At 73.9% G+C, this 12,206-nt stretch carries 6 protein-coding genes; 4 read left to right on the forward strand and 2 right to left on the reverse strand.

Features of this window, described 5'->3' with window-relative positions:
* Nucleotides 1-10: 10 nt before the first annotated feature.
* A complete protein-coding gene (locus ACIA8R_RS51475) occupies nucleotides 11-3,493 on the forward strand; it encodes a hypothetical protein (protein ID WP_397045421.1) in 3,483 nt (1,160 codons plus the stop codon).
* Nucleotide 3,494: 1 nt separating this feature from the next.
* Nucleotides 3,495-7,859 carry a hypothetical protein gene (locus ACIA8R_RS51480; protein ID WP_397045423.1) on the forward strand — a complete coding sequence of 1,455 codons (4,365 nt, stop codon included), beginning with the start codon at nucleotides 3,495-3,497 and terminating at the stop codon, nucleotides 7,857-7,859.
* Between the two features lie 105 nt (nucleotides 7,860-7,964).
* Here the strand turns inward: ACIA8R_RS51480 and ACIA8R_RS51485 are convergent, their stop codons facing one another.
* Nucleotides 7,965-8,813: an IclR family transcriptional regulator gene (locus ACIA8R_RS51485; protein ID WP_397045425.1), complete on the reverse strand. Its 849-nt coding sequence runs from the start codon at nucleotides 8,811-8,813 to the stop codon at nucleotides 7,965-7,967.
* Between the two features lie 494 nt (nucleotides 8,814-9,307).
* Between ACIA8R_RS51485 and ACIA8R_RS51490 the strand changes: the two genes are divergently transcribed.
* Entirely contained in the window at nucleotides 9,308-11,074 is a 1,767-nt protein-coding gene (locus tag ACIA8R_RS51490) for an acyltransferase domain-containing protein (protein ID WP_397045427.1), read from the forward strand.
* 126 nt (nucleotides 11,075-11,200) lie between these two features.
* On the forward strand, nucleotides 11,201-11,527 hold the full coding sequence (locus ACIA8R_RS51495; protein WP_364100192.1) for a hypothetical protein: 327 nt from the start codon (nucleotides 11,201-11,203) through the stop codon (nucleotides 11,525-11,527).
* 65 nt (nucleotides 11,528-11,592) lie between these two features.
* On the opposite strand, the gene ACIA8R_RS51500 is transcribed toward ACIA8R_RS51495, so the two are convergent.
* Nucleotides 11,593-12,189: an LGFP repeat-containing protein gene (locus tag ACIA8R_RS51500; protein ID WP_397045429.1), complete on the reverse strand. Its 597-nt coding sequence runs from the start codon at nucleotides 12,187-12,189 to the stop codon at nucleotides 11,593-11,595.
* Nucleotides 12,190-12,206 lie beyond the last annotated feature (17 nt).

Raw genomic sequence — 12,206 nt, forward strand, 5'->3', positions numbered from 1 at the left:
TGGTGAAGCTTTGACCGGTCCAGAGGAGGAGCCGGAGCGGGTCCGCCTGGTCCGCACCGCGGACCTGGCGGATCTGCGCTTCCGGTTCCCCGGCCTGTCGTTCAAGCGCCCGGCGGCCCGCCGGGTCCTGGTCCGGGCCGTGCCGGACCGCGAGGGGCTGATCGTCGTCACCTTCCCCGCGCAGCACGTGGTGGAGCAGGCGTTCTTCGAGTCGGCCGGGGCCGGGCTGCCCGACCCCGTCCCGGTGCAGCCCCATCCGGCGCCGCCCGTCGTCTCCCGCATCAGCGGACGCAGCACACTGGTCTTCGTCGTGGGGCCCGACGACGAGATCCCGTACACCGCCGAGGGCCTGCTGGCGGCCATGGGACGGCTGCCGCTGCGCACCGTGGGCGACGAGGGCCCGGCCGATCCGCTGCGCGACCCCGTCGGCGACCCGAGGACCGCGATCGAGCTGCCGTACCGGCTGCTGCTGTCGCCGCCGCCGGACGTGCGCTGGACGCACCGCACGTCCCCCGCCGACGACACGGGCCGGGTGGAGCTGTGGCACACGCGGGTGAGTGGCACGCAGGCCAGGGCCGTGTGGACCAGGGACTTCCCCGGCGACACGCCGGTCGAGCCGCCGCCCGACCCGCTGACCACGTCGCTGACCCCTGCCGACCGGGCCGCGCTCGTCCACCTCACCAGCGACCGCGGGCTGTTCACCGAGCCGGGGCATCGGCCGTACGTGCCGGTGCCCGTCGAGGTCGGGCACCTGATCCTCTCCGCGCTGGGCGGCTGGCTCGACGCCCTCGGAAGCTGGGACCCCCGCCCGGCGATCACGAACGTCAGCCAGTGGCGGCACCGGGCGGCCATGGGCCGCGACCACTACGTACGGGTGCTCTACTCGGGCTACCTGTGCCCCTTCGGGCACCGCGCGGACCTGGTGAAGGTGACCGAGCGGAAGTTCGACCCGCAGCGCCCGGAACATCCCGCCTACCTCGCCCAGCGGATCTTCATCACCTGCCGCGAACCGGTCAGGGACTTCCCGCCCGGCACCGTCCGCCGCGACGCCGACGGCGAACGGCTCGACGCCCTGTTCCCGTTCCGACGGGTCGAGCTGCTCAGCCTCGTCACCCCCGACCTCTCGCCGCCCGCCGACATCCTGCCGGTGCGCGAAGGGCAGCACGCCTTCTTCCCCGCCGTCCGCGACCAGGACCCGTACCTGTTCAAGGTGCGCGCGACCGACCTGGCCGGGCGGGAGACCGAGTTCGACACCCCGCTGCTGTTCCTCACCGAGAACTTCAACCAGGGCGCCGACCTGGTGGCGGCGGCCGCGGCGTACAACGCCCTGGACCCCGGGCCGGCCGACCCCGGAACGCCGCCGGCGCGGCTGAGCGCCGCCCTGCGCGGCGCCCGGGTCGCCGTCGCGGCGCCTGCCGCGCCCGACGACACCACCGTCGAGGCCGCCGGTCTCGTCTGGGGGACCGCCCTGCCGACGGACCGCGACGACGAGCTCTACCAGCACGTCCCCGGCTTCCTCCCGGTGCTGCGCTGGGCGTCGGCGGTGGTGCCGGCCGTGAGCCGGCTCACCGGCGCGCTCGGGCCCCGCCCGGTCCGGTACGCCCGTCGCTACCGGCAGGCCGCCTTCGACAGGACGCCCGACAGACCGGGCGACCCCGTCAACCCCGGCGAGGTCTTCCTGGAACTGGTCCCGGGCACGGGGACGTCCCCGCTGGTGATGGACTTCGACGACCAGCGGGACCGCTCCGGCGGGCTCGCCGCGCCCACGTTCACCGTCGCGGGCCTGTCCCGGCTGACCGGACCGGTCAGCGCCGCCAGGACGCCCGCCGCCGCGGCGGACGACCCCCTCGGCACGGTCGCCGACGGCACCTTCCGGCCCTCGGACTTCTTCGACGCGATCGGCGCGAAGCTGTTCGGCGTCATCCCGCTGTCCGCCCTGGTCAAGGCGGCCGGGCTGGACAAGGAGCTGAAGGCGCCGAGGTTCGTCACGCAGACCGTCAACGCCGCCACCGCCTTCCTCACCGACCTGCGCCGCGTCGAACGCCAGCTCATCGGCGTCGCCGCCCGCTTCCCGGCCGTGGCCGCCGCGGCCGGACGCGTCGGTACCACCGCGCTGACCCTCGTCAGGACCGTCGAGGCGTTCATCGCGGGAACGGCCGACCTCGGCCAGGTCGACACGGCCTTCCGCGACTTCTCCGCCGCCCTCGACGCGCTCGGCGCCGGCCTTCCCGCCGACGTGGACCACGCCGTCGTCGCGCTGCTCGGCCACCTGCGGCAGGCCCTCGCCATCTGGGACGACGCCCCCGCCGGGGTGCTGCCGCTGCGGCAGGCGATCGAGAGCGCCAAGGCCGGTCTCCGGCTGCCGGAGTCCGTCGCCGCCCGCCTGGAGTGGACGCCCGACATCCAGCCCTGGTCGCTGCGGGAGGGCGACCCGCCGATCTTCGTCCCGCACGACGGCCACGGCGACCCGGCGCGGGAGGGCCGCTTCTCCGTCGTCGTCGACCTGCGCGCCGGGCTGCGGCCGGACGTGCGCCCGGCCGCCGACGTGACCTGCACGCTGGAGGAGTTCGACCTGGTGCTGCTGCCGGGCGTGCTGGAGGCGATGCGGCTGGACTTCCGGCGGATCAGGTTCACCGTGCGCGCCGGGGAGAAACCCGACGTCGAGGTGGCGTTCCGGAACGTCGAGTTCATCGGGGCGCTGTCGTTCGTCGAGACGCTGCGCCGGATCATCCCGCTCGACGGGTTCAGCGACCCGCCGACGCTCGACGTCTCCCCGCGGGGCGTGCTGGCGCGGTACGGCATGCCGCTGCCGAACCTGGCGATCGGCGTCTTCAGCCTGGAGAACATCGCCCTGAACGCCTACCTGGACCTGCCGTTCGCGGGCACCAGGCCGCTGGAGATCGGGTTCGCGTTCTGCCGCAGGGACGCGCCCTTCCGGCTCACCGTCTCGCTGTTCGGCGGCGGCGGCTGGTTCGGGATCGTGCTGTCGCCCGACGGCGTCCGCGCGCTGGACGCGGGCCTGGAGTTCGGGGCCGCGGCGTCCGTCGACTTCGGCGTGGCGAGCGGCAGCGTGTCGGTGATGGCCGGGATCTACTTCCACCTGGACGCCGCCACCGGGCAGGCCGTGCTGTTCGGCTACTTCCGCGCCCGCGGCGAGGTGGACGTCCTCGGCCTGGTCTCCGCGTCGATCGAGCTCTACCTGGAGCTGGGGTACGAGGGCGGCGACGCGGTCGGCCGGGCCCGGATCACGATCACCATCGAGATCGGGTTCTTCGAGGAGTCCGTCGAGATCAGCTGCGAGAAGCGGTTCGGCGGCGCCCGGTCGCTGTCGGCCGCCGCGGGGCTCGCCGAAGAGGCCGGGGCGGTGGTCGGGGCGGCGGCGGGTTCCGCCTCGACCTTCGCCCAGATGATGGCGCCGTACCGGGATCCGGTCACCGGCGCGCGACGAGACCCGGTCGCCGAGTACTGCGGCGCCTTCGCGGAGGTGGGCTGACATGAGCGAGCGGACCGAGCCGAGCACGGGGGAGCGTACGGACATGGGCACGTTCAGGGTTCTGTGGACGGTGTTGCCGGCCGGGGTGGCCGGGCCGCGAGAGGTGCGGCTGTCGGTCGCCGTCAGCCCTCGGCTGGAGGCGCCACGCGGCCGGCTCGACGACGTCGGCGAGTTCACCGACTGGCCCAGGACGCTGCGCGAGACGGTGCTGCCCGCGCTGCGCGTCGTCTGGGACGGGCACGCCGCCCCCGTGGTCCCGCGTCCCGACCCGCGCTCGCCGTCCCCCGACTCCGACCTGTGGGGGAGGATGTTCCCGGCCGCCTCGCCGGTGCGGTCGCGCTCCCTGGCCGCCGGGGGCGCCCTCGGCGCGGCGGTCGCCGCCGGGTCGGCGGGCGTGCGGGTGCTGCGCTCGTTCCCCGCGGCGCTGGTCCACGAGCGGATCGCCACGCTGTACGACCAGATCGGCCAGGCCGTGATCACCGACCGCCTCACGCCGCCCGGCAGCGGCGAGGCCGTCCGCGACCACTCAGGCGACCGGGACGGCGACGCGTCGCGGCCCTGGCGTCAGCCGTACACCGGTGTCGTCCGCGGCATCCCGGCGGTCGGGGAGATGAGCAGGTTCAGCGGCGATCCCCAGGCCGCCTACCGGGCCATCGACGGCATGATCGGGGACGCCCCGGCACCGCATGCCCGCGCCTCCGCCGACCTGGCCCCGGACCGGGCGGCAGACCGAGCCACAGACCGGGCCGCAGACCTCCGGCCCGCCACCCTCGATCGGACCAGTGCCGCCTACCGGGGTGACGAGACCAGGTTCGCGCTCGCGGAGGCCGTCAGGTTCTACGACCGGCCCAAGCCCGCGGGCGACGGCCGCGGCCCGGCGGGCGCGGAGGCCGTCCCGGCCCGGCCGGAACCGCCCGACGTGGAGTTCCACGGCGTCTGCGGCTTCCTGGCCGACTACCCGGAGCTGTGCCGGCGGCTCGGGCTCGTCCTCGACCTCGTGGTCCCCGTGCCCCCGGGGCTGGCCGCGACCGGACGGCTCCGGGTGGCGTTCGAGGACGTCCCGCCGCCGTTCGACACCGACCCGCTGCGCCCGTGGACGCTGTTCGACTTCGCGGCGGGCAAGCGGTTCACCGCCGCGTCCCCGCAGGGGCACCCCGTCCAGGGCGGCTGGCTCGGCCTGGGCGGCGACGACTGGACGGTCACCGACGCCGACGTCGACGGCGCGGCCATCAAGGCGGCCGACTTCACCGCGCTGATCGAGCGCATGCACAGGCTGAGCGGCCCGAGCGGCCAGCCGAGCGCGCAACACCTGGGCACCGGCACGACGGCGCTCCAGGGCGCCGGCCTCACCGTCTTCCACCGGGGACGGGACGCCTGGCTGGCCGACCAGATCGGCGACGACGCCGCCCACCAGCGGGGATCGGGCTATGCGGCGCCCGAACTGCACGCCGGGCACCTGGTCCGCGGGTTCCGCGTGGACGCCGGGGTCGTCGGCCCCGCCGGCGCGATCAGTGGCTGGCTCTCCCTGTGCCGCCGCCGGGGCTCCTACCTCATCCGCCGGGGCGGGCAGCCGCCGTACTGGATCGAGGGGATCGCCGACGACGAGGGCGCCGTCCGGGCGAGCGCCGTCACCCGCGACGCGACGCGGTCCGACGAGCTGTACGTGCACCAGGCCCTGTTCGGCTGGGACGGCTGGAGCCTGTCCGCCCCGCTGCCCGGCCGCACGCTCGACAGGTTCGGCCGCCCGGTCGTCGCCGATCCGGAGGTGGACGCGAACTTCCCGCTCGACACCAAGTTCACGCCGGTGCCCGGCTCACTGCCGGCGCTCCGGTACGGGCGCACCTACCGGCTGCGGGCCCGCGTGGTGGACCTGGCGGGCAACGCCCTGGAACCGTCGGCGGAGGCGCCCGGGTCGGCGCTGTCGCGGGCGATCACGTACTCGCGGTGGGAGCCGGTGCCGCCGCCCGTGATCGTCGAGCGCAAGCCGTTCAACGAGGGCGAGTCCAGTCAGTGCCTGGTCATCCGCAGCACCGTCACGGCAGGCGGCCGGGACGTGCCCGCCTGGGAGTGGGCACTCGACCGCCAGGACGTCCCCGGCCACACCGACCAGCCGCCCGCCACGGACGGGCTGAGCCGCCGGTACCTCTACTACGACGAGCGGTTCGTCGCCCCGCCCAAGACCTCGCTGCAGATGGCCGAGCGGCATGGCCGGTTCGACGACGCCATCGGCGGCGACCGGCCGCAGGAGGTGCGAACCAGGTTCTTCACGGCCGCCGCGCGCGAGGCCGGCACGTTCCTCGACACCGTGGTCAGCTACGCCGACGACCCGCGCCGCACCCGCGACCTGCTGTTCTTCGACGAGATCGCGGTCGCCAAGCACGACGCCCTCGACCCCGAGCCGGTCACCCCGCTGCCCGTGACGCGCGGCGCCGGGCTGAAGCAGGGCGAGTTCGTCGTGCACACCGCCGCCGAGCTGATCCTGCCGTACCTGCCCGACGTCCTGGCCAGGGGCGTCACGCTGTACGGCCTGCCGGGCGCGCCGCCGATCCACCCCGTCCCGTTCTACGACGACTTCCACGACACCTGGCCGGACGCCGCGCCGTTCAGACTGCGGATCGAGGAGGGGGACGAGGCGCCGCGATGGCGGGACGTCCCCCGGCTGCTGACCGTGTACCTGCCCAAGGCCGAGATGGCCACCGTACGGCTGAGCTGCCGGCTCACCCCGGCCGACCTCGCCCTCCTGCCCGTCTGGCAGCGCCTGCTCGTCTCGGACTTCTGGCGGGGCCTGACCGACGCCGAGCGGGAGCTGATCGCCGAAGAGACCGTCGCCGGGCTGAACTGGCTGCTCACCCCGTACACGGAGATCCGGCTCGTGCACGCCGTCGAACGCCCGCTGTCGCCGCCCGAGCTCGGCGAGGTGAGCTTCGCCCGCGAACCCGAACAGACCTTCGCCGACCTGCGCGGCACCCTGCGGTCGCACCCCCGCAGCACCGGGCACGTCGACATCGACGCCACCTGGACGCGCTGGATCGACGACGTCACCGAACCGGCCCCCCGCCGGATCAAGGAGCACGCCCACGCCGGCCGCGTCGAGCTGGCCTACTCCGACCGCGACGAGGTGCGCCTGCCGCACGCGGCGACCCCCGTCCGCCACGACTTCGGCGACACGCTGCACCGCAACGTCGTCTACCGGCCGACCGCCACCACCCGGTTCCGCGAGTACTTCCACCCGTCGATCACCGCCGATCCCGCCCTCGTCACCAGCCCCGGCGAGCCGAGCGCCGGGACGGCCGGCCGGGGCTGGCCGGTGCCCGCGAGCAGGCGTCCGGAGCCGCCGAAACCTTCGTACCTGTTGCCCACCTTCCGGTGGAACCGCCAGGAGGACCGCCCCAACAAGCGGTACGTGACGGTACGCGACGGCGCCGGCGTGCGCGTCTACCTGGACCGGCCGTGGTTCTCCTCCGGCGACGACGAATTGCTGGCGGTCGTCCTGGACCCGCCCGGCGGCGACCCGCTGCCCGGCCATCTGGCGACCCGGTGGGGCACCGATCCCGTCTGGTCGGACGCGACCGTGCTGCCCCCGCCGGCTCCCGCGAACTTCCCCGGCCCCGTCGCCTCCGCCGGGCTCCGGCTGGCCGAGTCGGGGGAGGGGCGTGAACTGGCCGGGGCGGTCGTGGCGTACCAGCCGTCGTACGACGCGGCCAAGGGGTTGTGGTTCGCCGACGTCGACGTCGATCTGGGAGCGGCGGGGTGGGAGTCGGCCTACTTCCCGTACCTGCGGCTGGCCCTGGCGCGCTACCAGCCGCACGCGCTGGCGGGGCTGGAGTTGTCGCCCTTGGTGCAGGCGGAGTTCGCGCAGCTCGTGCCGGGTCGTACGCTGACGGTCGAAGAGGTGTCCGGCGGCGGGTTGCGCGTCACGCTGGCCGGGCCCGCCGCCGCCACCGAGTTCGGCCTCCAGGCCGGTGCCGGGCTGCCCGCGGTCGCGGCCGGCCACCGTGTCACCGCCACCGTCCAACGGCGGCCCTTCACCAGCATCGAAGACCTCGACTGGACGGACACGGCGATCAGAACCGAGCTGACCTGCGGCGCGGCGCAGGCCGGGTTCCAGTGGTCCGCGGTGATCCCGCCCGCGGGACTGGACATCATCTGGCAGTACCGCCTCCTGGTGGAGGACCGCGAACGCCACCGCACCGACCCGGGCACAGCCGACGAGACGGCGCTCATCGGTGGCGAGGGCGGTGGTTCGTCCGCAGCCGCCGCGGGTGGTGGGGCGCAGCGGATTCCGGTGGCTGAGCGGCTCGTGCACGCGGACAGCGTCCCGCTCCGTGCCCGGCTGGGCCGGCTGGTCATCGACTTCGACGCATAGCCGGGCTGTCGGTCCGTGACCGGTGGCGACGGCTGCCGGTCACTTCCCGGCGCCCGCATGAGACCGATGGTTCGCAGGCGCGCTCGTGGTCCGGCCGGAGGGGGGCTATCGGTCGCGGGGTGGGCTTTCCGGGGTGGCCAGGAGGCTCAGGGCGCGGCCCGCTCCCGGCACGCGGGCCAGGTTGGCGCTGATGCACGCCGCGGTCTCCCGTACGGCGTCCGCCAGCAGGGGGAGCCGGTTCGTGCCGACCACGACGACGGCCGCCGCGGCCACCACGGCTCCCGTCGGCGCCCGTACGGGGGCGGCCACGCAGCCCAGGGGCGGGAGAGCCGCCTCGAAGTCGAAGGCGACCCGCCGGTCCCGGGCGTCGCCGACGCGCCGCGCCCACTCGGCCCGGGAATGCCCCGGCGGCAGGCTCCAACCGGGATCCGGACGGAGGCCCGACGCCGGGTTCCCCACCGCCAGCACGACCTCGGCGGCGCTGGCCGCGGGCAGCACGATGCCCGGACGCATCCGGAACACCTCGTCAACAGCCGGGTCGCCGATCCCCGCCACGACGATGACGTCGTCACCGTCCCTGACCGCGATGGTCACGCTGCATCCGGCGGCGGCCAGTCGCCGAAGCGGTCGTACGGCGGCCGTGCTCAGCACCTGGGCCGGTGACCACCGCTGACCCCAGCGGAACATGCGCGTCCCGATCCGGTAGCGGCCACCGTCCTCGCGGTGCACCACGCCGAGGTCGGTGAGCCGGCACAACAATCGATGGGCGGTCGCCTTGGGCAGGCCGGTGGCCACGGCGAGCTGCGTCAGCCCCGCCTCCTCCACCCGGGCCAGCTCCTCCAGCACCGCGAACGCGCCGTGCAGCACACCTCGGCCGCCGGAAGGCCCGGCCCGTCCCTCATCCCCGAGACCGCCGCCGATCGAGCCGGCGACCTCTTCCGGGCAGAATCCCATCGCGCACCCCCCGGGCCGCACCGACCCCACCCGTTCGTATCACCAGGATGGACGGGCTCCCCAGGTCCCTGGCAGCTATAAGTGACTAACCAATCACCGTGTGTGACGCCAGGGAAGGGGTTGGCGACCACCCGTCCCTGAAAGCGGCGCCTCTGTGCCGCAGGTCTGTGGGTCCGAGCACTTCGCGTCCGTTGGGGGGTGCCCCTGGGTGCACACCCGGACCTCCGTCCTGCAAGAGGTGAGGACGGCTATAGGCGAGTTTCTCCACCGATAGGGTGACGTGTCGCGATGACACGACTACTTATCGTGTGCGAGCGGTATCAGTCGTGGGGCCGAACGGGTCGTCGGCGATGGGACCGGCAGCTCGCAACAGCCGTACCCCTCGCCGCTCTCCCATGTGCCGCAAAAGCCCCGCCCCGCCTCCAGGAAGGGACTACATGCGCAGCAAAGTCGTCGCGGTTTTCCCGGGCAGCGTAGCCATTCCCTCCGCCGGTGTGCTGGCGCCTCTGGCCGCCCGTACGCCGGCCGTCTCGGAGCTCCTGCCGGAGATCGACGCCGTCGCCGCCGAGTACGGCTCCTCTCCGATCAGCGCCTACCTCCTCACCCCGGACGCACCCCGTCCGCCCGGCCCCGAAAGCCACTACCTGGCCTTGATGGCGGTGTCGTTAGCCACCTTCGACACTCTCGTACTGGACGGGCTCCAGCCGTACGCGCTCGTGGGCCACGGGCTCGGGGAACTGTGGGCCCAGGTCGCCGCCGGAGTCCTGAGCGCGGGCGACGGCGCGCGCCTGGCCTGTGAACGCAGCCGCGCACTGACCGGCCTGAACTGGCAGGGCACGATGATGTCCCTCGACGTCTCCGCCGTGCAGGGCCGTCACCTGGTCGCCCTGCTCGACCATCCCCACCTCGTGGTCGGCTGTGACGACACCCCGCAGCGGTGCGTGCTGTCCGGGCCGGGCGAGCTGATGCCGCTGGCGTCCCGGATCGCCGAGCACTTGGGCTGGACGAGCACCGAACTCCATGTCCCGCATCCCGCCCACACACCCGCGGTCGCCGCCGCGGCCGCCGACCTGAGGCACCGCCTGCCGGACGTCAAGCCGTCCGCGGCACGCTGGCCGGTGTTCTCGCCGACACTGGGCCGCCTGCTCACCCCGGACGACGACCCCGTCGCGGTCACCGCCAACGCGATGCTCGTCACCGTCCACTTCCGGCAGGCCGTGACGGCGCTGTCCGCCCGCGGTGCGGAGGTCTTCCTGGAGTGCGGGGCCGGCGATGACGCGGTCACGCTCATCCGCGCCATCATCCCCGCCGCCATCACCGCCTCCCCTCTGACCACCGACGCCCCCTGGCTCCCGCTGGATCCCCCCTCCACACTCACCTCGAACGTCCCCACACCCGTACTGAACGGTCCGGCACCCGCCTCGAACGGCTCCGCGCCCACGCCGAATCACGCCGCACCTGCGCCGCATTCGGCCGCCCCCATCGAACCTGTCGCCCTGCCGCGAGCCACCGCCGACCTCCCACCCACCCGGGGCCATCCAGGCGACACCGACCAGGACCACGCCCACGGGCAGGGGGAGGGCTTTGGCCAGGGGCGTGGTCGGGGGCGGGGCTCTGGGTGGGAGGGGGTGGCCTGGGTGGGGATGGGGGATGGCGCAGTCGGCGGACAGGCGATGCGTCCTCGGCTCGCCCCCGCGCCGCTGCCCTCACCCGCCACCGAACGCATGCTCCCCCCGGCGACGCTCCTGCTGTGCGGCCGGGCCGACGCCCCGGCCTTACGGGCGCTGACCGACGATCGCGACGACGTGGTGGTGGCCGACGCCGACACCATCGACTGGACCTGGCTCCCGCTGACGCCCCGGCACCTGCGAGTGGTGGCCCGTCCCGGCCCCGACGCCGGCCTGGTGCACCGGGCGATGCTCGCCACCGCGGCCCGCTTCCCCCACCTCCGCAGCATCGCCGCCCTGGTCATGGACGCAGTACGCGAGGAAGTGGTCCCGCACCCTATCGCCGGCCTGTTCACCGGGGCGATCCAGCCGCTGGCCGCCGAACTGGCCGACTGCGCCTGCGTCGCGGTCGCCACCACGGACGTCGAGCTGCCCGCCGCACTCGACGCACTGGCCGCCGAGTTGCAGGCGGCGCCCCCGTTGCTGGCGGCCTTCTACCAGGGACGGCAACGCCTGCTGTACGAGCTCACCCTCGGCGAACACCCGTGGCCGGGCGACGGGCGTTCGCGGCCCTCGGCGACCAACCCGGCGTGAACGACCCGCGTGCTGTCGGGTCTGTTCGGGAAGGGAGTCCTGGCCGGGTAGCGCTTTCCCTGTCGCCACTCTTTGCGTACGCTGCATGACGGTAAGTGACAGGTCATCACTCGTTCAGGAGGGGCTTTGCTCAAGACAAGGCATGTCGCGGCGGTCGTCGCCGGGTCCGTCGCGTTGCTGTCGCTGGGGTTCACCACGCCGGCGTCGGCGGCGACCGTCCTCGACTGCGACACCTTCGTCCACAACAACGACAACTACGTCGGCATCGCGATGTGCAGCAATCCCACGGGCCAGAACTGGCGCTTCCGGGCCGTGATCACCTGCGGCTGGGCGCCGGACGTCGTCGGGGAATGGGTGGACCTCCCGCCGGGCCGTTCAGGCCAGTCGCAGGGCGTCTGCGGCCGGCTCGGCACAGGCGTCGGCGCGGTGGGCGTCGACGAGCGCGCCGCCTGAACCAGGCGGCAAGGGCTCTTGACCACCATCACGGTCAAGGGCCCGGCCCTCTCGCGGCCGGGGGATCAGTGGGCGAGGCTGATGGACGTGGGGATGCTCCACGGGCCGCAGTCGGAGCCGAAGGTCGTCCGGTCGCAGCCCTGGACGATGAAGGCGAACTTGTCGACCTCATGGCCGTTGGTCGTGGTGCCGACGCCGCCCTGCACGTACGGGGCCATCAGGTACTGGCCGCTCCACGCGGTCAGCCGGCCGGTCTGGACCTGGGTGGCCTTGCCGCCGTTCTTGCTCCAGCGGACGTTGAAGTAGTCCCAGTCGCGGCCCAGGCCGCTCCACTTGAAGACGAGGTTCTGGCCCTTCTGATAGACGCGGACGAGGGTGCCGTTGCCGAGGTTCGGCGACCAGACGATCTTGCCGTTGGCGAAGCGTTGCCAGGAGCCCTTCTTGTCCGGGTAGCCGAATTCCTTGGTGGTGGGGCAGCCGTACACGCTCTGCTCGCCGCCGTTGGAGCGCCACAGGCCGCCGATGAGGCTCCCGGCGGGCGCCACCAGCGAGGGATCGCACGCGCTGACGGCCGCCGCGGCCGGTGACGTGGTGAGGGAGAAGGCGGCGGTGAGCACGGCGGCGGCCGTGCCGATGAGGGAGGGTGAAGCCGCGCTGGCCATGGGCGTCCTTTCGTCGG

This window comes from Nonomuraea sp. NPDC051191, assembly GCF_044455665.1.
GTDB lineage: Bacteria > Actinomycetota > Actinomycetes > Streptosporangiales > Streptosporangiaceae > Nonomuraea.

Excerpts from the sequence above, each read along its gene's own strand:
- ACIA8R_RS51500 (WP_397045429.1), bottom strand. The coding sequence starts at position 12,189 with ATGGCCAGCGCGGCTTCACCCTCCCTCATCGGCACGGCCGCCGCCGTG.
- ACIA8R_RS51485 (WP_397045425.1), bottom strand. The coding sequence starts at position 8,813 with ATGGGATTCTGCCCGGAAGAGGTCGCCGGCTCGATCGGCGGCGGTCTC.
- ACIA8R_RS51480 (WP_397045423.1), top strand. The coding sequence starts at position 3,495 with ATGAGCGAGCGGACCGAGCCGAGCACGGGGGAGCGTACGGACATGGGC.